The organism is Bacillus sp. PK5-006 (genome assembly GCF_054161415.1).
Map to the genome: position 1 here is coordinate 168,098 of NZ_CP096414.1, position 24,731 is coordinate 192,828.

20 protein-coding genes, 1 pseudogene and 2 riboswitches are annotated in these 24,731 nt (G+C 40.9%); of the genes and pseudogenes, 13 read left to right on the top strand and 8 right to left on the bottom strand.

Annotation, left to right across the window (positions count from 1 at the left end):
- Positions 1-70 precede the first annotated feature (70 nt).
- From M1D84_RS00810 to M1D84_RS00855, 10 genes and pseudogenes are all read left to right on the top strand, one after another.
- Positions 71-1,198 (top strand): hypothetical protein, encoded by a 1,128-nt coding sequence (locus M1D84_RS00810; protein WP_044334947.1) that lies wholly within the window; start codon positions 71-73, stop codon positions 1,196-1,198.
- 56 nt (positions 1,199-1,254) lie between these two features.
- Positions 1,255-1,358: riboswitch (TPP riboswitch) on the top strand.
- An 87-nt stretch (positions 1,359-1,445) separates the two neighbouring features.
- Positions 1,446-2,132 (top strand): thiaminase II, encoded by a 687-nt coding sequence (gene tenA, locus M1D84_RS00815; protein ID WP_025093767.1) that lies wholly within the window; start codon positions 1,446-1,448, stop codon positions 2,130-2,132.
- Positions 2,129-2,728, top strand: a complete 600-nt coding sequence (locus M1D84_RS00820) for an ECF transporter S component (protein WP_024423927.1) — start codon at positions 2,129-2,131, stop codon at positions 2,726-2,728. Before tenA ends, M1D84_RS00820 begins: the two co-directional genes overlap by 4 nt.
- A complete protein-coding gene (locus M1D84_RS00825) occupies positions 2,703-4,301 on the top strand; it encodes an ABC transporter ATP-binding protein (RefSeq protein WP_332285145.1) in 1,599 nt (532 codons plus the stop codon). The genes M1D84_RS00820 and M1D84_RS00825 overlap by 26 nt, the downstream gene beginning before the upstream one ends.
- Positions 4,291-5,025: an energy-coupling factor transporter transmembrane component T family protein gene (locus tag M1D84_RS00830; RefSeq protein ID WP_044334942.1), complete on the top strand. Its 735-nt coding sequence runs from the start codon at positions 4,291-4,293 to the stop codon at positions 5,023-5,025. Before M1D84_RS00825 ends, M1D84_RS00830 begins: the two co-directional genes overlap by 11 nt.
- A 651-nt stretch (positions 5,026-5,676) precedes the next feature.
- Positions 5,677-6,015, top strand: a pseudogene (locus tag M1D84_RS00835) (methyl-accepting chemotaxis protein); the annotation flags it as partial.
- 169 nt (positions 6,016-6,184) lie between these two features.
- A complete protein-coding gene (locus M1D84_RS00840) occupies positions 6,185-7,000 on the top strand; it encodes a YwqG family protein (protein ID WP_103131798.1) in 816 nt (271 codons plus the stop codon).
- Between the two features lie 235 nt (positions 7,001-7,235).
- Positions 7,236-8,069, top strand: a complete 834-nt coding sequence (licT, locus tag M1D84_RS00845; protein WP_024423922.1) for a BglG family transcription antiterminator LicT — start codon at positions 7,236-7,238, stop codon at positions 8,067-8,069.
- Between the two features lie 326 nt (positions 8,070-8,395).
- A complete protein-coding gene (locus tag M1D84_RS00850; RefSeq protein ID WP_044334936.1) occupies positions 8,396-10,303 on the top strand; it encodes a beta-glucoside-specific PTS transporter subunit IIABC in 1,908 nt (635 codons plus the stop codon).
- On the top strand, positions 10,275-11,693 hold the full coding sequence (locus M1D84_RS00855; RefSeq protein WP_213404690.1) for a glycoside hydrolase family 1 protein: 1,419 nt from the start codon (positions 10,275-10,277) through the stop codon (positions 11,691-11,693). The genes M1D84_RS00850 and M1D84_RS00855 overlap by 29 nt, the downstream gene beginning before the upstream one ends.
- Positions 11,694-12,163: 470 nt before the next feature.
- On the opposite strand, the gene M1D84_RS00860 is transcribed toward M1D84_RS00855, so the two are convergent.
- From M1D84_RS00860 to M1D84_RS00885, 6 genes are all read right to left on the bottom strand, one after another.
- Positions 12,164-13,153: a GNAT family N-acetyltransferase gene (locus M1D84_RS00860; protein ID WP_213404691.1), complete on the bottom strand. Its 990-nt coding sequence runs from the start codon at positions 13,151-13,153 to the stop codon at positions 12,164-12,166.
- Positions 13,154-14,214: 1,061 nt separating this feature from the next.
- Positions 14,215-15,336, bottom strand: a complete 1,122-nt coding sequence (locus tag M1D84_RS00865) for a 5-methyltetrahydropteroyltriglutamate--homocysteine S-methyltransferase (protein WP_024423919.1) — start codon at positions 15,334-15,336, stop codon at positions 14,215-14,217.
- Between the two features lie 88 nt (positions 15,337-15,424).
- Positions 15,425-15,537, bottom strand: a riboswitch (SAM riboswitch).
- 82 nt (positions 15,538-15,619) lie between these two features.
- A complete protein-coding gene (locus M1D84_RS00870; RefSeq protein WP_198456663.1) occupies positions 15,620-16,939 on the bottom strand; it encodes a gluconate:H+ symporter in 1,320 nt (439 codons plus the stop codon).
- Between the two features lie 50 nt (positions 16,940-16,989).
- On the bottom strand, positions 16,990-18,411 hold the full coding sequence (locus M1D84_RS00875) for a four-carbon acid sugar kinase family protein (protein WP_213404693.1): 1,422 nt from the start codon (positions 18,409-18,411) through the stop codon (positions 16,990-16,992).
- A 7-nt stretch (positions 18,412-18,418) separates the two neighbouring features.
- Complete coding sequence (gene garR / locus M1D84_RS00880; RefSeq protein WP_044334415.1) at positions 18,419-19,312, bottom strand: 2-hydroxy-3-oxopropionate reductase; 894 nt, start codon at positions 19,310-19,312, stop codon at positions 18,419-18,421.
- Positions 19,313-19,510: 198 nt separating this feature from the next.
- On the bottom strand, positions 19,511-20,368 hold the full coding sequence (locus M1D84_RS00885; protein WP_024427535.1) for a MurR/RpiR family transcriptional regulator: 858 nt from the start codon (positions 20,366-20,368) through the stop codon (positions 19,511-19,513).
- A gap of 161 nt (positions 20,369-20,529) precedes the next feature.
- Between M1D84_RS00885 and M1D84_RS00890 the strand changes: the two genes are divergently transcribed.
- Entirely contained in the window at positions 20,530-21,207 is a 678-nt protein-coding gene (locus M1D84_RS00890) for a DUF3298 and DUF4163 domain-containing protein (protein ID WP_025093777.1), read from the top strand.
- Between the two features lie 83 nt (positions 21,208-21,290).
- Here M1D84_RS00890 and M1D84_RS00895 read toward each other — a convergent pair whose 3' ends face one another.
- Positions 21,291-21,470 carry a hypothetical protein gene (locus tag M1D84_RS00895; RefSeq protein WP_008345664.1) on the bottom strand — a complete coding sequence of 60 codons (180 nt, stop codon included), beginning with the start codon at positions 21,468-21,470 and terminating at the stop codon, positions 21,291-21,293.
- A gap of 289 nt (positions 21,471-21,759) precedes the next feature.
- On the bottom strand, positions 21,760-22,992 hold the full coding sequence (gene pepT / locus M1D84_RS00900) for a peptidase T (protein WP_044334367.1): 1,233 nt from the start codon (positions 22,990-22,992) through the stop codon (positions 21,760-21,762).
- A 226-nt stretch (positions 22,993-23,218) separates the two neighbouring features.
- On the opposite strand from pepT, the gene M1D84_RS00905 reads away from it, so the two are divergent.
- Both M1D84_RS00905 and M1D84_RS00910 read left to right on the top strand, forming a co-directional pair.
- On the top strand, positions 23,219-23,542 hold the full coding sequence (locus M1D84_RS00905) for a WXG100 family type VII secretion target (protein WP_024427532.1): 324 nt from the start codon (positions 23,219-23,221) through the stop codon (positions 23,540-23,542).
- 4 nt (positions 23,543-23,546) lie between these two features.
- Entirely contained in the window at positions 23,547-24,731 is a 1,185-nt protein-coding gene (locus M1D84_RS00910) for a DUF6861 domain-containing protein (protein ID WP_268415034.1), read from the top strand.

Here is a 24,731-nt window from a genome sequence, read left to right on the forward strand (position 1 = left end):
ACAATAATGAGAATAATGGTAAAATAATCACAGGGTAAAAAACCCAAATGAGGAAAAAGGGGATGTTCCTGTGAGAGCATTTTATGTCAAAATCACCGCAGCTTTACTGTCTGTTTTACTCGTCGCAACAGGTTTGTTTTCACCAGCATTAAAAGCAGAAGAAGCACCGAAATCAGAAGGGAAAATATCACCACTGACGGAAAAAGCGATTCAGCAAGTCCAAGAGTCGTTTTTGAAGCAGGATGAAGGAACCGCTATTCAACAGAAGCAAGTGAAAAAATCATTTAAAGTGAATAAGAAGAAAGGAATTAATATCAAACGAAAAGCTGCTAAAGAAGGCAAAATGCGCACGTCTGCCGTTCGCTCCATTGATGGACTAGCTATTAATCAATCGGCTGTCTTAACAGAGGACGATCCAGTTGATTTATGGTTTTTAAGCACATCTTCACCTCAGGCACTCATCAGCCGAATTACCTCTTCAAACCCTGATTATTTTGTTCAATTATTTGTTGTTGATTATGAAACAGGACAAGCCTACCCGACAGATTTAATTCAACCGGCAGGCAGCCTGCTTGGATTGACCAATTTACCAGCAGGTGATTATGCATTCGGTATTACAAGCGGCGGAGAATTTGGAGACTCCTACACGATACAAGTGAATGCAAAAAACCCGCCCAATTTCACGGGGGCTGTATCCCTTTCGTCCACCTTGCAATATTTTGTAGCTGAGTATGCAAACGGTGATGTATTTGCAAATGGTACAAAAGTGTACAATAAGCAAACAAAGACCGCCGATTATAAATGGGAGCGTGTGTTTTACTTCTCATATGATGGAAAATATGAACAGAGAACTCATTCTGTTGACAGTGTAAAAGTGAAAAGTATTTCAGCACCAGTGTCGTACTCCGCTCCATATGCAAGTTCCTCTGAGGCCATTCTCGTCTACTTAGATGTGGAGACTTTATTTATGTATCATGAATCATCGTTTGCTAGCGGGCAGTACTACCATAGTAGCTTTGTTGATACACTCGGGAAGACAACACCAAGACGCTTAGATATTGATGATATGACAAATTACGGTGATCATATTTTAGCTGTAGATTTAAAAACAGGAAAGCCGATTGATTTCTTCAGTGTGCTGAATTTCTACTATGCTGCAGGGATCGAGAAGCTGCCAACAATCAGAACGTTGAATTAAGAAAGGCGGTTGACATCAAATCGCCACATGTGTAGAGTAAAGATAATTAAATGACAAAAGTCCACTAGGGGAGTCATGTATGACTGAGACAAGAGAAAATCTTGGACCCTTTGAACCTGATCTAGTTCGTACTAGCGGAGGGAAGTGGAGCTGGACCTTGTCTTATTCATGATTGAATCGATAAGAAGGCCGCTCCATTTGGGGTGGCTTTTTCATTTATTCAACTGAAGAAGAGGAGGCTTTTTTTATGACATTTTCTACGCAATTAAGGAAAGAAGCAGAACCGTTATTTGAAGCCATTTATCAGCATCCGTTCGTCAGAGGCCTGGCAGCAGGAAAGCTGGAAAAGGAACAAATCATTCATTACGTCAAACAAGATGCAGAATACTTACAAGCATTCATTAAAATTTATGCAGCAGCGCTCAGCAGATGTACAGACAGGGAGGATATTGCGTTTTTCCATCAGCAGATTGCGTTTGTACTAGATAGTGAGACGCACCCTCATCAAAACCTTTGCCGAGTGGCAGGGGTAGCATATGATGAGCTCCAAGGTGCTTCTTTGGCTCCGAGTGCTCACCACTATATTCATCACATGCTGCAAGTTGCGCAAGAAGGTACGCTTGGTGAAATCATCGCTGTCCTGCTTCCATGTCCTTGGACATATTGGGAGATAGGGAAACGAATGCTCACAGATGTGCAGCCAGACCCTTCACATCCGTTTTATGAGTGGATCACGTTTTATGGAGGATTAACTGATTCTGTTACAGGTGAGCTTTGCAAGCGGCTCGATCAGTTGGCGGAAGCAGCAAGTGAGAAGGAAAAGGAAAAAATGAAACAGCACTTTATCTTAAGCTGCCAGCTCGAGTACAAGTTTTGGGAAATGGCCTTCACTGTTGAAGAGTGGCCAGTTCAACTGGAGGTGCATTCATCATGACATGGAAGATGAAAGAAGTCGTCCTTGCGGTGATTTTATCCGTTGCGTGCGGTGTGATCTATTTAGGGTGGTCCACGCTATACTTACCGATTACAGCACTTGTTGGCCCAGCAGGAGGCAACATCATGTTTGGAATATGGGTCATTGCAAGTCCAATCGTTGCATATATCATTCAAAAGCCGGGGGCTGCTCTGATTGCAGAAACAGCCGCCGCTGCTGTGGAATTATTGACCGGCAGCCACTTCGGACTTTCAGCTCTGTTAATTGGTGTATGCCAAGGACTCGGAGCAGAAATCGCCTTCGCTCTTTTTGGTTATAAACGATATCGCATGTGGACACTGATGCTCTCTGGTGCCTTTGCCGCTATCGGAGCGATGGCGTACAGTCTCGTGGCAAATGGCTTTGGTTATTACACGCCTCAAGTTTTACTTATGACCCTTGTGACTCAAATGATCAGTGGAATGATACTTGGCGGCTGCCTTGCGAAAGTGGTGGTAGACGCACTATCCAAAACAGGTGTACTGAATCAATATGCCATCATGAAAGAAAAACGAAACAAAGGTGAACAGCATGAATTCATTTCTCGCGTGCAATGAACTCTCTGTCCGTTTTTATGAACAGCCTAAGCCCGTTTTGCATCAAATCTCCCTTACGATTCAAAAAGGGGAAAAGGTGCTTATTTTAGGACCGAGCGGAAGCGGGAAATCTACGCTCATTTCGGTTCTGGCTGGAATCATTCCAGAGCATGTGGAAGCAGACATGCAGGGGGAAGTGGTGCTGCAAAGACATACAGGCGTCATGTTTCAAGATCCAGACTCTCAGTTTTGTATGCACCGCGTCAATGAAGAAATTGCCTTTAGCTTAGAGAACCGTTCCGTCCCTCGTGAAGAGATGGATGACATCATTCAGCAGCTCATGCAAAAAGTCCAACTGGATGTCGATCCGCATACAGAGATTCACACTTTATCTGGCGGCATGAAGCAGCGATTGGCACTTGCTTGTTTACTCGCATTACAGCCGGATGTTCTATTCTTTGATGAACCAACCGCACAGCTTGATCCGGCAGGTAGAATGGACATATTTCAACTGCTGCAGCAGCTTGCAGCCGATCAGCAGCAGACCATGATTTTTGTAGAGCATGTGCTTGACGGTGTCATCGAATGGATGGACCGGGTGATTTTATTAGATGATCAAGGCAGCATTTTAGCAGATGGAGCTCCAAAAGATGTGCTCACGGCATATGAGGAAGAAATGAAAGAGGCTGGAATTTGGCGGCCCAAATTATTTCCCGAGAAATGGTCCACGATCATTCAAGATCCATTTCATCCACTGAGTCAAACCTTTATGCAAACCTTTAAAGCACGAAAAGAGCAGCATGAAAAGGTGCCATCAATCGAACGAAAGACAATGATTCGTACAGAAAATCTTCAATTAAGCTACGGGAAAAAAAGGATTATGAGTGATCTCCAGCTTGATATCAAATTAGGGGATTGGGTGGCGATCATTGGGGAAAATGGAAGTGGAAAAAGCACACTTCTCAAACATTTGGTTCGTTTAGAGCCAACGAAAAAAGGCCACATTTTCTTAAAAGATACACTCCTAAAAAAGTGGTCAGACCGAGAACTATATGAAAAAGCAGGCTTTGTGTTTCAAAATCCGGAGCTTCAATTTATACAAGACACAGTATTCGATGAAATTGCCTTTGGCGGCAGACAGCGAAACTGGCCAGAATCAGTCGTACAAGAAAAAACGGTTCAGCTGCTGAAAGAGTTCGGTTTAGAGAAGCATGCAAAAGCACATCCCTTCACCTTAAGTTTAGGGCAAAAAAGAAGGTTAAGTGTTGCCACAATGCTCCTTTTTGATCAAGATGTATTGCTGTTAGATGAGCCGACTTTCGGGCAGGATGAAAAAACGGCGAAGGAATTGATGAGGCGTTTAAAACAGCGTCAGCGCCAAGGCACGACCATTGTGATGGTCACACATGATATGGAGCTTGTCGATGAGTGTGCCGATCAAGTGCTTCTGTTTCATCAAGGGAGGCATGTGTATGATGGCACCCCTTATGATTTATTTTCAAATCAAGAACTTGTCGATGCTTATCAGCTGAGAGCTCCTTTACATTATCGCTATGTGGCAGAAAGAAAGGACGTGCTGACGATTGCAAAGTAATCACTCCTTTCTTTCTACTGTGAATCCAGTCATGAAATTACTCGCTCATCTGCTTGCGATGTGCTGTCTCATGGCGATTTCTGACCCTAAAACTACCTTTATCATTTGGCTGTTTGCTCTCAGCATTGGAGTTGTTTTAGGTGGATGGAATATGAAGTATCTCGTTACAAGGCTTGTCCCTTATCTGCTCTTTTTTATTCTGGTGTTTTGGATGATGGCGGCCTTCGGCAAGGGGGATCATACCGTTTGGAAGTGGGCGTGGTTTCATATCACAGAGGAGAGTTTAAGAAATGGGCTTACCATCGCTTTTAGAATGCTGGGATTTGTGACATTTGGTCTCCTTTTTACGTCCACAACAGATTTGACGGCATTTATGATGAGTCTGATTCATCAATGCCGAATGTCCCCAAAATGGGCGTATGGCATGCTTGCCGGTTTCCGGTTTATTCCGTTATTTCAAAGTGAATTAAAACAAATGAAAGCTGCACACAAAATCAGAGGCTACAAGCAAAAAAACAGCTGGAAAGCCTTTATGCGTTATGCATTGCCCCTTTTTACGCAAGGCGTACGAAAATCAGAACGCTTAGCGATTGCAATGGAAGCCAGGGGCTTCACAGGGACGAGAGAGCGAACGTATTATCATATCATCAGCACCTCATGGATTGACTATATGTATCTTTTTCTCATCGGTATCAGTGTCTTCATGTGCATTTACTTTGTTTAAAAAACACCCACATTCTCTTGATAGAATGTGGGCTTTTTATATGTCTTAGGTCATTTGATTGATATTAGTACACATTACAGGCTGTAATAGATCATATAACGAACCGATAAAGAAGGTGTACTGAGAAAAAGAGAGGATGAACGTAAGCGAATGTCACAGAGAATTGATAACATAATAGACGCTTTACCAATCATTGGACTTGCTATGAGAGAGCAGCTAACCTTTTCTGTCTTAGGGAAAGAGAAGGTTCTTTATTATCAGCAGCATGGGAATATTGATTTAGGATTTAAAGCTGGTGATACAGTAGATGCTGGATTCCAAAACTTTGCCATGCTGAAAAATGGAAGAGAACCATCGTTTATCCAAATTCCGAAAGAAGTATACGGGATTCCAATGGATATCGTAGCCGTTCCAATTAAAGATGAATCAGGTCAAGTGGTTGCTGCCTTCTGTGTGGCATATGACCAAACAAATCAACAACGATTAGATCACATCATGACGGAGAGCAACGAAGCTTCCGAAAAACTAGTCGCAATGGTACAACAGGTTGCCGCACATTCAGAGGAACTACAAGCGACAAGTGAACAAATTCTACAAAATACGAAAACCACTGTCGAAAATTCCTCTAAAATCAATCAAGTGTCCAATCTCATCAAAGGTATCTCTGATCAAACGAACTTACTTGGACTCAATGCATCAATAGAAGCTGCAAGAGTAGGGGAAGCAGGAGCAGGCTTTGGTGTGGTTGCAACAGAAGTGAGAAAGCTGTCAACTCATGCGAAACAGGCGACGACTGATATTGAAACAGCCCTAAAAGATGTGCAGGGGTCGATCAAAGGAATGGAAGAAGAAATTGCGCAAATTGTCGCTTCCTCTGAGCATCAAGCAGAGCTAGTAGGCACTTTTACAAAAATTATTGAAGGTCTTCACGAAACAAACGAAACGATGAAAGCATTAGCAAACGACTTAGTAAACTATCAAGTGAAATAAAAGAACGACAAAACCTCCAGCTGAATCGGAGGTTTTTTTATCATTTCAAGGTGAGAAACTTGTTAGGATTATGACCGTTTTATCGCTGACAGGCAGGATACACTTCTGTATGATAGAAAAAGAGAGACTAGTTTTGTCATTAGACCTATTCATAAGGAGGAAGATCATCGTGACACAATCAGCGAAGCTGAAAGAAATACTTGCACCCTACCGTCCATTGTTAGATGAAACGGAAAAACCAATGATTCAATTGCAGATGAAACAAGGAAAAACAGGACCATACGACAGCAAAATAGCTGGTGATCCTTATTTCCCAAAAAACGACGAATATCCAGTTGACGGCGAAGGACATCCTATGAAACTTTTGGCACAAATTAATTTCGGCCAGCTGCCCAAGCTGAAGGATTATCCAGAAACAGGACTTTTGCAAGTTTTTATTTCTGTGCATGATGATCTTTTTGGGATGAATATTGACCATAAAACAGAGCAAAAAGATTTTCGCATCAAATTTATTGAGGAACCTTTCTTGGCAGAAGAAGAGTTAATGACTGATTTTTCTTTTGTGAAAATTCCAGACGATTTTTATTTTCCTGTAACGAAGGAAGGCGCAATTACAGGTGAATTAGCAAGCGAAACGATCAGTGTAGGAGATTTCCGCTTTGAAAAAGTCACAGGAAAGAACAGCTGGGATCTATTCGAAGATGCAGATGGTGTTAATGGCGATGAAGCAGATGCCCTGCTGGATGAATTTTATGAAACAGCGAGTGGCTTTGGTCACAAATTGGGCGGGTATCCGGGGTTTACACAAGAAGATCCGCGTACCTATGTAGATCAAGAACATACCGTTCTGTTATTACAAATTGACTCAGATGATGAAGTAGATTTGATGTGGGGAGATTGCGGTATTGCCAACTTCTTTATCAAACCAGAAGATCTTAAACGAAAAAATTTCGAGAATGTCGTCTATAATTGGGACTGCTCCTGATTTTGTAAAAAACACACTTTAAACACTCTTTATAGAGTGTTTTTGTGTATGTTTTTAGACTTTTTTGCCCCTATTTCGTCATTTTTGAGAGGTAATATGTCATTCTTTCTAGTTGACCGGATCAAAAAAAAATGTAAAATCATCTTAAAGTCCTCTTTTTTGAAAATAATAATAACATGACATATCAATCAACGATAAAATGCTCGAAAAAGCGGAATGTACTGGGGGGTATCAATTGATCATTTCTAAAGTAATCAATAATAATGTTGTCAGTGCGTATGATGACGAGCAGCATGAGCTGGTCATTATGGGCAGAGGGATCGCGTTTCAAAAGAAAAGCGGAGACCCGATTGACGAAGAACGAATCGAAAAAGTATTTTCTATTCAAAATAAAGATATATCAGAAAAATTCAAAACCCTGCTTTATGATATTCCAATCGAGTATATGCAAGTGTGTGAGGCGATTATTGAGCATGCGAGAACAACCCTTAACAAAAATTTAAATGACAGCATCTATGTGACGCTGACGGATCATATCACCTTTGCCATCGAACGTCATCAAAAAGGAATGGACATCAAAAATGCCTTGCTCTGGGAAATCAAACGGCTGTATAAAGATGAGTTCAGATGCGGTTTAGAAGCTATTCGGATCATTGAGGACAAGCTGAGCATCCATCTTCCTGAGGATGAAGCCGGCTTTATTGCCATGCATATTGTCAATGCAGAGCTCAATGAAGAAATGCCAAACGTGATTCAAATCACCAAACTTATTCAAGACATTTTAAACATCGTTAAATATCACTTTCAAATTGATTTAGACGAGGAATCATTAAATTATTTCCGATTTGTGACGCATTTAAAGTTTTTCGGACAGCGTCTGTTTAACGAAACACAAATGGAAAATCAAAATGAGTTTCTGTATGAAGTGGTAAAAGAGAAAAACACTGCTGCTTTTCAATGCGCAGAAAAAATTAACGAGTATGTTCAAAAAGAATACAACCGAAGTCTCATAGAAGATGAAATGCTATATTTAACTTTGCATATAGACAGAGTAATAAAAAGAAAATAAATTCAAAAAGAAAGCGTTGACATCACAAAATTAACATGATAATTTATAACTATAAACTAAATAACCCACAATCTTTTAGGATTGTTACTGGTCAAGCAGGCAAAACCTAAATCATTGTCCCTATCTTTGATAAGGCGTGATTTAGGTTTTTTATATCTAAAGACTTATAAAAATTAAATAACGATCAATCGCTATGAAGGATTGTTACTGGTTAAGCAGGCAAAACCTAAATATCGATTAATGTCTGAATCGCTATTTCTCGGACATTAATGGATGTTTAGGTTTTTTCTATATCAAGATGAAATCAACGATTGGAGGGTAACACAATGAACCACAAACAAACAGCAAAAGAAGTGCTAGAACTTGTCGGCGGTGAAAAGAATGTTAAACACGTCACGCATTGTATGACAAGACTTCGCTTCAACTTATACGATGAAAGCAAGGCAGATAAAGAGAAGCTGCAATCAACAGACGGCGTCATGGGCGTGAATCAAAGCGGAGGCCAATATCATGTCATTATCGGCAATGATGTCTCAAATGTCTATCAAGCGATGGTCGCTGATTCAGGTCTATCATCTGATGTAAAGTCAGGCGGTACAGAAGAAGCGTCAAAACAAAATGTGATATCAAAGCTTTTCGATTTTATCTCTGGTGTCTTCACACCGATTCTTCCAGCCATCGCTGGGGCCGGTATGATCAAAGGGATTTTGGCACTGATGCTCACATTCCAGTGGATATCAGATAAAAGCAGTACGTATGCGATTTTAACAGCCATCGGAGATGGAGCCTTTTACTTCTTACCGATTCTGCTTGCTGTAAGCGTAGCCAAAAAAATTGGCACAAATCAGTATATCGCGGCTGCCATTGCAGCAGCAGCACTGCACCCGCAGTTAACCGCTTTACTGGGCGCGGGAAATACAGAATTTCTAGGCTTGCCAGTGGTTGCCGTTGTGTACTCTTCATCGGTGATTCCAATTCTACTCACCATCTGGCTTGGTTCATATGTTGAAAGATTCGCAGAAAAATATAGTCCGAAATCATTAAAGATCATCCTTGTTCCAACGGTCACACTTCTAGTCGTTGTACCAGTTATGCTCATCGCGGTTGGACCGCTTGGCGGGATTATCGGAAGTGGCCTTTCAGGTGGAATTGATTTATTGTTTAAACATGCAGGTCTTTTGGCCGGACTCTTGATCGGCGGATTCATGTCACCATTGATCATTACGGGCATGCACTATGCACTGCTTCCAATCATGATCAACAACATTACGTTAAACGGTTTTGACTACATTCTACCAATGATGTTTGTAGCGAATATGGCACAAGCAGGCGCAGCATTCGGTGTCTTCTTAAGATCAAAAAACAAAACGTTCAAATCATTGGCGATGTCTACAAGTATCACAGCCTTAATGGGAATTACTGAACCTGCTATGTATGGTGTGAACATGCGATTGAAAAAACCGTTCCTTGCAGCCCTTATTGGTGCAGCAGCAGGCGGCGTGTTCATGTCAATCTTTAAAGTAAAATCATATGTGATATCTGGATCAGCAGGCCTTCCAGGTCTCCCAACATTCATTGGACCAACATTTGTCTACTCAATCATCGGTTTAGTCATCGGATTTGTTGTAGCAACGATCATGACACTTGTTCTAGGATTCAAAGATGTACCAGTGAAAGATGATACAAAAGCAGACAAACCAGAAGAAAAGAAAGACACAGCAGCACTTCAAAATGAAGTGGTACAAAGCCCGCTTGAAGGTCAACTAAAGCCGCTCAATCAAGTAAATGATGCAACATTTTCTAATGAAATTATGGGTAAAGGTGCAGCCATTGTACCAACAGCTGGGCGTGTTGTAGCACCGTTCAACGGCAAGGTTGAAACCATTTTCCACACAAAACACGCCATTGGCTTGAAGAGTGAACAAGGTACAGAACTTCTCATTCATGTCGGGATTGACACGGTAAAACTTGGCGGAAAGTATTTCACAAGTCATGTGCAGTCAGGTGATCTGATTCAAGCAGGAGATGTACTCATTGATTTTGATATCGAGGGCATTCAGCAAGAAGGCTATGATGTCACCACACCTGTTATTGTCACCAACACAAACGATTTTGCACAAGTTGATGCGAAAACAGATGGAACGATTACAGTGAAAGAGACACTGCTTACAGTCAGTGTAGAAGAAAAAGAGGAGGGTATTCAACATGAACAAGTTAGAAAAAACATTTCCTAAAGGTTTCTTATGGGGCGGCGCTGTTGCAGCCAACCAAGTTGAAGGCGCATATAATCAAGATGGAAAAGGCTTATCGACAGCTGATGTGTCACCAAATGGTATTATGCACCCATTCGATGAATCAATGAAAGACCTTAACTTATATCATGATGCAATCGATTTCTACCATCGCTATAAAGAAGATATTGCACTCTTTGCAGAAATGGGATTCAAGTGCTTCAGACTATCCATTTCTTGGCCGCGTATCTTCCCAAATGGCGACGATGCGGAACCGAATGAAGCAGGTCTCGCTTTTTATGAACAAGTATTTGATGAACTGCATAAGCACGGAATTGAGCCAGTTGTCACCATCTCTCACTATGAAATGCCGCTCGCACTTGTGAAAAACTACGGCGGATGGAGAAACCGTAAGCTTGTGGATCTTTATGAAACATACGCGAAAACATTGTTCACTCGCTTTAAAGACAAAGTGAAATATTGGATGACATTCAATGAAATCAACGTTGTATTACATGCGCCTTTCACTGGCGGCGGACTTGTATTTGAAGAGGGTGATGACGAGAAAAGCATTCAATATCAAGCAGCGCATCACCAATTTGTTGCAAGTGCTTTGGCTGTCAAAGCAGGACACGAAATCATTCCTGATGCGAAAATCGGCTGTATGATTGCAGCGATGACAACTTATCCGTACAGCTCAAGACCAGAAGATATGTTTGCTGCAATTGAGCAAGACCGTAAAACATTATTCTTCTCAGATGTACAGGCAAGAGGCTATTACCCAGGTTACATGAAACGTTATTTCCTTGAAAATGACATCAACATCGAGTTCCAAGAAGGGGACGAAGACATTTTAAGAAACCATACAGTGGACTATATTGGCTTCAGCTATTATATGAGCTTTGTGACAAGTACAGATCCAGAAATTCTTGGACAAGTGACTGGCGGTAACCTATTTGAAGGTGTGAAAAACCCTTATCTAGAAGCAAGTGATTGGGGCTGGCAAATTGATCCGAAAGGACTTCGTACAACACTGAATCAGCTGTATGACCGCTATCAAAAACCATTGTTTATCGTAGAAAATGGATTGGGTGCTGTCGATCAAGTAGAAGAAGACGGATCCATTCAAGACGATTACCGAATTGATTACCTCAGAAGCCATTTGCTAGAGGCGAGAGAAGCGATCGCAGACGGTGTTGACCTGATCGGTTATACAAGCTGGGGCCCAATTGACCTTGTCAGCGCATCAACGGCTGAAATGAAAAAACGCTACGGCTTCATTTATGTTGACCGTGATAATGAAGGAAACGGTACATTAGATAGAAAGAAAAAGAAAAGCTTCGACTGGTATAAACAAGTGATTGCGACAAATGGTGAACATTTGGATTACTAAACAGAGAAACTATTGTTTCGTTTCTTTAGGACATATGGTGTCTTGAAACGGTGAAAACAATTTGAATCAGGCATTATCATTCATTGGGTCTCCTCTAGGGGCATGATGGGTGATAATGCCTTTTTTATGAAAAAGACAAAATCGAACAAAAAATAAACCACACTTTAATTTGTTGCGTGGTTCATATAAATCATATAATGGTTTTAATTCGGTAATACCTATTCTTCAAGTATTAGGGTATTTAAAATTAAATTCTAGTAGACTTAACCCTTTCCCAATTGTGGTCTAAGAAAAGAATCCTATTCTCAAATGGTTATCAGCAGCAATTCTGTCTTCAATTCAGTAATTATACATCTGAATCTTTCTCCACTGTATGAATTCATAATCAATATTATAAAATTTAACTAGCCCAGGATAGACTATTAATAACTTGGTAGTACTCATGGAACTAGTCAGTCAGCTTTTTATAGTCATTGTATCAACCTTTTTTCAAATTCTAATTCATCTTTGACATGTATTCCGTAATTTCCTATAGAGGGAATTGTAGGTTTAACCATTCTTGCTTTATCAATTGCACCAATATAGATGTTTTTGAAAGAATATCCCTTTCTTTGATAAAACCTAATTGCATTTAAGTTATCATTACTAGTGATTAAATTAATAGAGTGTATATTTTGTGTTTTTAGATTTTGTTCTAACTCAAAAAGTAATCTACTTCCAACACCATGGTACTTTTCTAGAGCCTCCAAAGTCAGGATTTCTGCCTCTTCTTTGAATATTTTGTAAACTAATATTCCTACTATATAATCTCCACGTTTAGCCAACAAAATGTTTTCATTTAAAACATTATAAGTTGTCCCTTTAGACACCATAGTCGTTCCACCCCAATGTTCATTAAAAAACCATGTTAACCACGAAAAGTCTTTTGAACTTGGCTGAGTTATTATCAATTCTTCTGAAAGAGAACATTTTTTTGACAGCTGGATATGGGCTATTTCTTTTTCATGAGCTTGATCCTCAGAAAAATGGATTGAGATGCCTAGTTTTTCGGCGTTTATTTGAGCAATTTTTTGTGCATAGTTCGAAAAATCTTCAGGGTCAATACCAAAATAAAAAAAACTCTCAGGTGGATTCTTTTTGTACCACAGTTTGCTACTGATGACATATTCGTTTTGTTTTGTTTCAGTTATGCTGATATCATCATATAATAGTGCTCTTCCTTCAATAAACTCTAAGACAAATTCATCTAATTTGTTTTGAGTAAATAAACGGTTTTTTTCTTGAAAATATCCTATTTCACTTAATTTGCTGTGAATCCAATTAATTAAATCATCCTCGTTTAGTTCATTATCTCTCGCTAGTGCCATTAGCATTGCAATGTAATTAACGATTGTTTTGCTTCTCTTAGTTGAAATGTTTTTATAGATGTTTTCTAAAATATCGTTGTTAAGTTTATTCATTTTACATATACAACTTCCTTTTCAATTAATTGTTTACTCAATGCTTCCAGGTCTTCGATACAAGTTTGAACATCTGTATCATATTCTTCAGTAATTTCTAACAAGTTACCAAGATTGTGGCTTTGGCTCGTTTGTATCCATACTTGTTGGAATATCTCCGATTTCATCATAACTTCCATAAACTCTTCAACGGAGAATTCTAAAGGATGGAATGAATAATTTGAATACCTGTGCTGGTGTAATGGGGGTATGGTTTATAATTTTATTACCTATCGACGGATAGTTTATTTTCTTTGGCGAAATCATTATATAAATAACATTCATCATAAGTTAGCCATGAATGTACACTCCTTTCATAAAGTGTTAAGGTATGAAAAAACAAGTTTATAATACATGTCCATTAGCAATAACTACATTACTAAACTCAACAAGAAGAGTAGTTTTATAAACTTTATTCTTGTAATCATTTTTCTATTTATGTATTAAATTTCAAGTTAATACCCTAACGGAAGTCATAATATCACATTTTTCTTATTTTTTTAATTTAGATCAATAAATTTTTGACAAGTTTTTATATCGATACTCTCTATCTAATAAAGTGAATATCATTGAGGAGGCAGGGATCTTAACGAATTTTTAGTACCACCTGTAGGGGGCAATGAGTTGGTATGAAAAAGAGTTGCCTTAGCATTTGATTTCACCGATATATTTAAACCAAAGCTTCGAGACCCCATAAACTATAGTCACACTTTTAGGTTTGCTTGAGGGAACGATGGAAAAAGCAGTATTGTAATTTCTAATAATTGGGGTGGATTTTCAGTAGGAGATATTCTGGCTAGGAAGATGACTTGAATGTATCAATCCACTTAACTTGTTAGACAACTTATGAGTATAAAAATGGTTTTTAAGAAGATAACGTATGTTCAATATCTTCTTAAACTCAACTATAGAAGTAATACGATTAAACTTAATATCAAGTTGATTGAGATGACAAAAAATAAAGAACCGCTTAAAAAAGCGGTTCTTTATTATGAAGGTCAGCTTTTTCTGTAAGTTTTCGCCTATTTCCACACTTGATCAGCAATCTCAATCACATGACGCAGCTTTTCCCATTGTTGCTCTTCTGTTAACAGGTTGCCTTCCTCTGTTGAGGCGAATCCGCATTGTGGACTCAAACAGATTTGGTTAATGTCCACATATTGAGCCGCTTCCTCAATGCGTTTTTTAATCTGTTCAACTGGCTCAAGCTCTCCATATTTTGAAGTGACAAGGCCTAGTACGATTTGAAGGTTTGGGTTCTTCACATATCGAAGGGGCTCAAATCCGCCAGAACGATCGTCGTCAAACTCTAAAAAGAGACCATCAAGATCTAAGCCGGCAAAAATTGTTTCTGCCGCTGCTTCGTAACCACCTTCAGCTGCCCATGTCGATTTAAAGTTACCTCGGCAAATGTGCATCGTGATCACCAAATCCTCTGGGCGGTCGGCAACAGCTTCATTGATTGTCTTTGCAAACGATTCACGAAGTTCATCTTCTTCTCGGCCAAAGGCTTTGATTTGTTCGTGGCCTTTTTCGGAAAAGAACACTGCCCATGCCGTATCATCCAGCTGCAAGTAGCGGCAGCCTGCATCATAAAAAGCACGGATGGCTTTCTTATACGCTTGTGCCACATCATGGTGGAATTCCTCTAAGCTGTCATACACTCCTTCTTCAAGCTTTCCACGGAAAAAGAGCATATTCGGACTTGGAATCGTCATTTTAGCCGTATGATCACCAGCGATGCTGTGAAGGAAACGATAATCCTCCAGCATTGGATGATCTGTAAAATCGATCTTGCCTGTTACCTTGATCCCTCTAGCTTTTGTCGTTGTGTTATGGAATTGAATGCCTTGATCTGCTTCAAATCCTTCAACTCCATCGAGTCCTTCAAGAAAGTCAAAATGCCACCATGCACGTCGGAACTCACCATCTGTGACAACCTCTAACCCAATTTCTTTTTGCTTCTCTACAATACGTGTAATTTCTTCGTTTTCAATTTGTCGGAGCTGCTCTGCTGTCAGCGTACCGTCTGCTTTTTGCTTGCGTGCTTCCTTGATGCGCTCTGAACGAAGTAAACTTCCTACTTGATCTGCGCGGAATGGCGGTTTCGTTGTTTTCTTTCCAATGGTTTGTACTTGTGTCATGCTGAATCCCTTCTTTCTTCAGGTTAAAAAATCAAATAAAAAAGCTCTTCCTTAGATAAGGAAGAGCATCATATACTGTGAGAACTCTGCCTTATCTTCAAACAAGCATTTGCTTGCTTAAGGAATTAGCACCATTCTGTTCCTAGGAACAGCGGTTGCCGGGTTTCACAGGGCCAGTCCCTCCACCACTCTTAATAAGGTTACCTTTTGATTCAATTTTCTTAATAAACACAATTATTCAACGTTTTCAGGGAAAAGTCAATGGTTTTTACAATTTAATTTCCTACATGAACAAATCAGCGACAAGAACACCAGCAAGTCCGACAAGTGAAAGCACGGTGACCATCAATGTCCACGTTTTAAAGGTTTGAGCCATTGATAGGTTAAAGTATTCTTTATAAATCCAGAAACCCGCATCATTCACATGAGAGAATGTAATACTTCCCGCACCTGTTGCGATCACCATTAATTCAGGGCTGACACCCGTCAGGCCAATCAGTGGTGCAGAAATGCCAGCCGCCGTGAGACCGGCGACAGTGGCTGATCCTAAAGAGACACGAAGGACAGCAGCAATGAGCCAAGTCAGAAGCAGGGGAGAAAGTGTGCTTCCTTGCATGATCCCTGCAATGTATTGATCGACGCCGCTATCAATGAGCACTTGTTTAAAGGCACCGCCGCCTGCAATAATTAATAGAATCATAGCAATAGAGCCGATAGAATCCGTGATGGACTTCATCACATCCTGCATGCTCTTTCCTCTTCCAAGCCCAAACGTGTAGATGGCAAGCAGCACTGAGATTAATAGTGCAATCGCCGGTTCGCCTAAAAACTCAGCAGTTGGCAGCAATGGGGAGGATGGGAAGAAAATTTCTAGAAATGCTCTGAATGTCATAAGTAATACAGGCAAAACAGCAGTGAAAATGCTAATGCCGAAGCTAGGCATTTCTTCTTCTGTGAATTCCTTTGGATTAAATAAGTTCTTTGGGATATGTGCGTGCAACTGATCTTTTTTAAATAGTTTCGTAAACAGAAGTCCGCCTACTAAAACAGCAGGAATCGCTAAAATAATCCCAACCAATAAGGTTTGTCCCAAGTTTGCCTGAAAGACATTCGCAATGGCAGTCGGTCCTGGATGAGGAGGGAGGAAGCCATGTGTGGTGATAAGTGCAGCGACGAGCGGCATACCCACATACAGCACAGGAAGTCTTGCAGCTTGAGCGATTGTAAAGACTAATGGAATTAAGATAATGAATCCGGTTTCATAAAATAGAGCAATTCCAATCACAAACCCAGTCAGCATCGTCGCCCATTGGATTTTTCCGATGCCAAATCGGTCAATAAGTGTCATCGCGATCCGTTGAGCTCCGCCAGAATCAGCCATCAATTTCCCAAGCATCGCTCCAAAACCGAGAACGAGTGCCAGGTGTCCGAGCGTACTGCCAAGTCCTTTTTCGACAGAAGCAATCGCTTCTAGTGGTGTCATCCCTTCTAACACAGCAACAATTAAAGAAACAATAATCAAAGAAATAAAAGCGTTTAACTTAAAGACAACCATGAGTAAAAGCAATAACAAAACGCCAAGTCCAATAAACACTAACGACATGATCTTTCCTCCTTTGTGGTGCATAAGGGGGCGCAAACACCCCCTATGCCTTATCCTTCAAGTATGTCTACAGCTTCTTTTAACGTATCCTTTGACCCAACATTTCCCGGGAAAATCACATAAGACATGAAAGGGAATTTACTTTCTTCTCCTGTTTGCCAAACGGGGATACCTGGTTTGATTTGACCTGCCACGGTCGCACGTTTCACGCTAAGTCCTCTTGTCCCAATATCGCTGGAGGTAATTCCACCTTTGGCAATAAGATACTTAGGACGAATGGTGAGACGCTGGACAATACTTGTCACAGCATCACTAATCTCTACAGAGAGCTTTAGTTCTTCCTCTTGGCGATCATCCCCAAGATCAAGCCGTTCTCTTCTTGTATAAACAGCCACAGATTGACCACCTGCCAACAGTGTTTCAGTTTGCTGAATAACGCGGTTAATTTCTTCGCGAAAGGCATCAGGCTCTAACACAAGGTGGGTATTAAATTCAATAAAAGCCATCTCTTGATTTTGCTCAAGCGCTTTTAATTGTTCTGTTGTTTTTTTCACATGAGAACCGATCATAATGAGACCACCATGCGGGCTTTCTTCTTGTATCAAGGCATCTCTTGTTAATAAGGCTTGATCCCCTATACCGCCAAGTACTTTTGTGAGCGCCGCCGCACTTCTGAACATCAGCTGCTGTCCTGCTTGAATGGCTTCAATGAGAGCGGTGACAAAGACTTTGACATCGTCATAGTCCACCGCGTTTACAACCACCTTTTTGAAATCCTTGACACTCATGAGCTGATGTTTGATTTGATCAATGCGTAAAGCCCTCAGATCAGCTAACGAAATGTAGGTAGTGTTCTCTTTTGTGAACATTCCTTCTGACTTTTCTTCAATCCATTCTCCAAGATGAGATGATTGAAAGCCGAATGTACGGTCTCTTGCAAATTCTGTGTCACCAGCAGGAATTAATTCATGTCCTTCCTGTACGTAATGAATATTGTCGATCGTAAAGCGTCCACCTTCTTGGAAAAAAGGAAGAAGGATTTCACCATCGAACTGGCGGGAGCTTTGCTGTTCAATGGTCGTTTTGAGTACTTCAGTTTCAAGCGGAAAGTGTCCACGAAGAGTAGAATCCCCTCTGCTGACAATGACGAAGTCCTGATTAAGCCGTTTAGCCACCTTTACAATGGTTGCTGCGATTGTTTTGTGCGCAGCGGCAGTTTCTTTCTCTGTCATACTGCGAGAATTGGTCAAAATAAAGAACATGCGGCTGTCTTCAAGAAAACCAGCCTCAATGCTTTCTTCTGACCAATCGGTGAAAACAGAGACGCCATGTACGGTTTGAATCCCTGTTGGATCATCGTCTAATACAATGACTTTATGCTGAAAGCTGCTCAGTGCTTGTTCGTATGCTGATTGAATGACCTTTGAATCTGCTTTCGGAATGGCATTCAGTATGTCAGTGCTTTGTTTCATGACCATCTCATCCTTTCTTTACTTCGACATGAGCCATTTTTTCGTAATATTGAACGATGCCGCCATGATCAAGCCCGGATTTTCCGTCCGCTTTGAGGGCGTGGAAGATTTCGAGCAGCTGACTAGAAAGCGGAAGAGGAACACCTATATCATGAGCAGTTTCCATGACATTGGTTAAATCCTTCAAGTTGATGTCGATGCGTCCGCCAGGTTCAAAATTTCGTTCTAAGATGAGAGGGACCTTTGCATCGAGCACGGCACTTCCTGCCAGTCCGCCGCGGATGGCTTCATACATCTTATCAATGGCAATGCCTGATTTAGCAGCTAGAACGAGCGCCTCGGACATGGCCGCAATATTTAAGTTGACGATGATTTGATTGGCAAGCTTCGCTGTCGTCCCGCTGCCATTTGCCCCAACTAATACGACCTCAGTGCCCATTGCAAGCAGGACATCCTTCACTTGCTCAAAGATGGATTCTTCGCCGCCAGCCATGATGGCAAGTGTTCCGTCTATTGCCTTCGGTTCTCCGCCGCTGACAGGTGCATCGATAAATTCCACCTGATGCTGTTTGGCAAGAGCAGCTAAAGCCCTGGAGGTGACAGGAGAAATTGAGCTCATATCTACGATGACAGTGCCAGGTGCAGCTGTCGTTAAAATGCCTTGATCACCTGAAACGACTGCCTCTACATGCTCTCCTTTAGGAAGCATTGTGATGATGATATCGCTTTCAGAAGCTGCCTCAGCTGCTGAAACAGCACCTTTTGCTCCGGCTTTTTGTAACGATCGAATCGCTTCCTCATTTAGGTCAAAAACTGTCAAAGTATGACCAGCTTTTAATAGATTGAGTGCCATAGGTTTTCCCATAATACCTAGTCCAATGAATCCAATCTTCTTTGTCACGTTGTCCGCCTCCTATATAGAAAACCCTTACAAAAAGCGCTTTCTTTTCATTATGTTAGTATATATACTATCTTTTAAATTTAATAGTAGGAAATAAACTATTGTTCATTTAATGTACATGACGTGATAGGAACGTGTCAACGGAAAATATGAAAAAAGTCACAAAAAAAGACCGGAATCAGCTCCGGTCTTTTGTGTTTATGTTTTATTTTTAGCTACGGCTAATCGAGATCGTTTCACGTTTTCAATGGCATTTGATCCTAGCTCTAAAACAGCGGTGACGTATAGTACATCAATGATCACAAGCTGGTTGATACGGGAGATCATGGAGTCTGATCGATAGGTTGTCTCTCTTGAAGAACTAAGCAGATGAAAGTCAGACCGCTTTGCGAGCTCAGATTTCGGATAGCTGGTGATAGAAGCAACCTTTGCCCCTTTTTCTTTTGCAAACTGTACGGCGTCAAGAATTTCTCTGCTCTCTCCTGAATGGGAGATTGCGACGATAAAATCGTGTTCCGTGGCGTGTGTTGCAATCATATTCATCATGTGCGGATCACTGCATAGGCTTACTTCAAAACCAAGCTGCAGGAACTTATGATAAGCATCCCCAGCAATAAAGCTGGACGCGCCTGCTCCAAAAAAGACGGTTTTATGTGCCTGTTTCATGTGTTCAATGAATTGTGTGACGGCATGATCTTCTAAAATATGCTTCATATCTTGTATAGAGTTTGTTGTTAACTCTATGACCTTATGTTTAATGTCAGCTACACTATCGGTTGCCTCGATCTCACCGTATATGGATTGAGGTGTATTGGTCGCGATATCCTGTGCGACATGGACACGAAACACTTGATACGATTCATAGCCAATTTTTCTTAGAAACCGAAAGATCGTCGTTTCACTTGTGCTGCATTCAGCAGCGAGTGCACTTATAGAATGAAGCACAACTTTCTGAGGGTTTTGTAAAATGTAATTGGCAATCTTTTTCTGGGTTGGGGACAAACTATGAAACGTTGTCCGAATGTGACTAAAAATATTCTCTTCTATGATAAACACCACACTTCATCTAGCATTCTACATTAAGCATACAGGAACTTATGAAAACGGTAAACAAACCCGATGTGGAAAAATGAAGAATAATATGGAAAAAATACTTCTTTTGGTTCTTTTGTCATGGTATACTCATTTGGTAATAGACAAAAATGGGGGTTTTTACTATGACAATGAAAAAAGGCCTAACGATCAGCCTGCTCATTTTCTCACTGATTGTTTCCTTGTTTGCGCCAGTTGGATCTGCTGATGCCAAACAAGCAAAAAAAGCAAAAGTAAGTACACACTATTATAAGAAGAAAAAAACATTCAAATATGCACAGGTGAAAAATCTAAGCAAGACGCATATGAAAACCATCAATCGTGATTTAAAAGAAGATATCGCCTTTTCTTATTCTACTTACTTGTACTTAAAGGACGAAGCGAAAAAAGAAGGCTACGGGAAGGTCACGTATGAGAGAACGTATAAAACGAAATTTAACAATGGTAAGAAACTGAGTATCTTAAACTATGATTACATGTATAACGGTGGAGCGCACGGAGACACGATGGTTTCCAGCATGAACTATGTGTTAACAAAGAAAAAAACAAAGCAGCTGTTCTTGACAGACGTTGTGAAAACAAAGAAAAAGCGTACGAAAGTAAGAGATTATATTTATAACTACACAAAGAAACATAAAAGCAAATTCTACGCGAACCTGAAAAAAAGCGACATTGAAATCAACTACAATACGCAGTATTACTTCACGAAAAAGGGAATTGCTGTTGTCTTCCAGCCATATGAAATTTCACCTTATTATGTTGGAATTCCTATGATTCAAGTGCCTGCGAAGGTATATAAATAAAAAGAAAAACGACCAGATTCAGTGGTCGTTTTTTGCTGTTTATTCAACAAAAGAGCCCCCTCATGAGGCTCTTTTATTTGGATCTATACTTGTTTAGGTGCATCGTTTAGTGGGTGACGGCGTTTTCCGTTGTAGTGGCGGCGCATACGAAAGATTTCAAACTCCGAAAGCTCTGCGCTTTTTCTTTTTTGGGTGCGGTTATCTTTTTTGAAAGAGAATAGTAAGTAGCAGCAAAGTGAAGCGATAATCAATAAAATCATCATATGACATTCCTCCAATTCATCCTATTCTTTAAGTGTAGACAGGGTGAGTGATGTTTATAACTGAAAATAAGCAGCAGACTTGGTTTAGTTCTTAAGGTTCATTCAATCTGCTATTTTAGGTCTAAAATACTGGTTGTTTTTAACTATTATATTTCCAGTTATTTCACTCGTCAAGAAGAATTTTTTCTGGGGTTGTCTCTATTAGTACGAATAAGTGTCATAAAAGTTTCAGAAAATTGTAAACTTTTATTAAAAAACCGTTCCCGAACAGGAACGGTTGTAAACATGTCTATGCTTTTTCTTCAAATAAACGGGCAATTTCAACGATAACTTCGGTTGCTTTCACCATGTTTTCAACGGAAATAAATTCATATTTACCGTGGAAATTTTCCCCGCCAGTAAAGATGTTTGGCGTTGGTAGACCTTTATATGAAAGCTGGGAGCCATCTGTGCCGCCGCGGATTGGTTCAATGACCGGTGTTACTGAGCGATTTTCCATGGCTTCATGAGCAATGTCCACAATATGTTTCACCGGCTCAATTTTTTCTCTCATATTATAATATTGATCCTGAATGCTGAGGGTGATGCTGTTTTCTCCGTACGTGGCTTTTAAGTCATTTGCTATTTTTTCAAACAGTGCCTTGCGATTGTTGAATTTCTGTTTATCAAAATCACGGATAATATATTGCAGCTCAGCTTCTTCTACTTCCCCTACAAATTTCGTTAGGTGGAAAAAGCCTTCGTAGCCTTCTGTATATTCTGGAGATTCTTCAGAAGGAAGTTTATTGTGAAAGAGCATCCCAATTTTCGCAGCGCTGACCATTTTGTCCTTTGCTGTTCCTGGGTGGACGTTGTTTCCTTTAATGGATACTTTCGCGCCTGCTGCGTTGAAGCTTTCATATTGCAGCTCGCCAAGCGGTCCGCCGTCAATTGTGTACGCATAGGAAGCGCCAAAGGCATCAACATCAAACTTGTGAGGCCCTCTGCCAATCTCTTCATCTGGCGTAAAAGCGACGCGGATTTTCCCATGCTTGATTTCTGGGTGTTCGATGAGGTAATGCATAGCTGTCATAATTTCTGCGATACCAGCTTTGTTATCTGCACCAAGCAGGGTTGTGCCATCTGTTGTAATCAGCGTATGTCCTTGGTACTTTTGTAAATTTGGAAACTGTTGTGGAGATAAAACGATATGTAGATCTTCATTTAAGGTAATGTCGCCGCCTTGATAGTTCTTATGAAGCTGCGGTTTTACATTTTTTCCGGTGAAGTCAGTGGCTGTGTCGATATGAGCCAGAAAGCCAATGGTCGGCACGTCTTTGTCTGTGTTAGATGGGATTGTCCCCATGACATAGCCGTTTTCATCCATAGTCACTTCTTGAATCCCGATGGATTTCATCTCTTCAACAAGCTGTCTCGCCAGGTTCAATTGTCCTTCAGTAGATGGGCAGCTTTCCTTTTCTGCATCTGACTGCGTATCTACCTTCACATAACTTGTGAAACGCTGAATCATTTCCTCTTTCATCTATACGTCACTCCTTTTGTAGAATACGTCCATTTTATCACGTCTTGAATGCGCTTCATAACAAGAAAGGCTTTCTCTGGCAATTAGAGAGGAAAAAGGCCTACTTTCATTAGGTAATGTGCTGAATGGTTCTTTAGGGTGATTTTTTTGGGTGTCTTTTTATTTATAATGAGGACATATAAAATCATCCATTTGTACGTTAAATTGGGAGAAAGGGGTGCGAAAGTTGGATTCTAGTCAAACGCTGGCACTCGCTCAAAAGTTTCAGGAAGCGGCTGATGAGATTCGGCAGTCCAAGCAGCTGCTGGAAAATCGGCTGAAGGCAGTAGGATCAGGCTGGCAGGGAGAAGCAAGGGATAAATTTGATCAAAGCTTTGAAGAAACAACGGCACGCTACGATCAATTTGAAAAAGATTTGCTTGAAACAAGTCAGGAACTGCGGGATGCAGCAGTCAAAATTGAGGAGCGTAAAGCTGAAATTGCCAGAATGGAAGAGCTTGAGCGAAAGAGACGAGAAGAACGGAGAGAAAGAAACCGAGAAGGGAGATGATGTGATGGCACGTGACATTGTGGTTGATCCAGATCAGCTGACTGGGCTGGCGAATGATTTTGTAGGTGAGCTGTCAGCCATTGAAACGAAGCACCGCGATTTACATAGTGAACTGGACGGGCTGATTTTAGGCTGCGATCCTAGGTATAGAAGCTGTTTTTCTGGTGTCGGGGATGCATGGGGAGCAGGACAGGCATTAATCAGCAAATTGAGCAGTGATGATATTGCCATTCGTCATGCAACCGATAAAATGGTCGAAGCAGATGATATATTGCGGAAATTGTACAGTATCTATGATCAATATGGTACACTCACGAGCTTAGCTGGTATCGTGATGATGCAGGCGAAATATTACGGGCTTGGGATGACGACTTTCATTAAAGAGAATGGCCGATATGCAGCGCAGCATTCAAAGCTGCTGCTTGATCTGACCAGCCGGGTAGAAGGAACGAGATTTGACCGGTTAGCAAGGATTTGGCTGAGTAAAAAAGAATTATTAAAACGATCGAACTGGCCGATGGCTGACTTGGTCCATAAGAAATTCACAAAATTTTATCCTGACGATACAGTTGCGTTCACAAACAGTGTTCGTGATTTTACAAAAGGAAGTATTAATTGGAAGGACACGGCTGCGATTAAGTCTGTTCTGAAAAATGGTGCAAGATTTGCGAAAGGAAATGCCATCATTGCAACAGTTGTCACTGGTGCAACAGAAACGGTTGGCTGTGGATTGAAAATTGCCGAGAACTATGCAGAATTCGGCGATCAGCCCGAAGTCCTTAAGCGTGAAAATGCAAAGGCTGTTGGAAATGCAGTGAACAATACGGTCTTTATCGCTGGCGGTTCTGTCGCAGGTGCCGTTGTCGGCGGTGCTCTTGGCAGCTTTGCAGGTCCGATTGGAACCGTTGTTGGCGGTGCCATTGGTTCAGCAGTAGGTGGATTTATTGGAGAAAAAGTCGCCAAGCTGACATCCGGTTTTGCTGAACAGATGGCAGTGAAATTAAAGGACCCGATTCATGCGGTCGTGGATAAAGGGAAAAAAGCATTCGAACTGGCGGGTCAAGGTGTGAAAGCAGTCAATGATACCATTGATCAGGCAAATCAGGTGATACACAAAACAAAAGAAACCGCAGATTCGCTCATAAAGGGTGCAGGCGATTTCTTTAAGGGTGCATTTTCTTTTGGATAA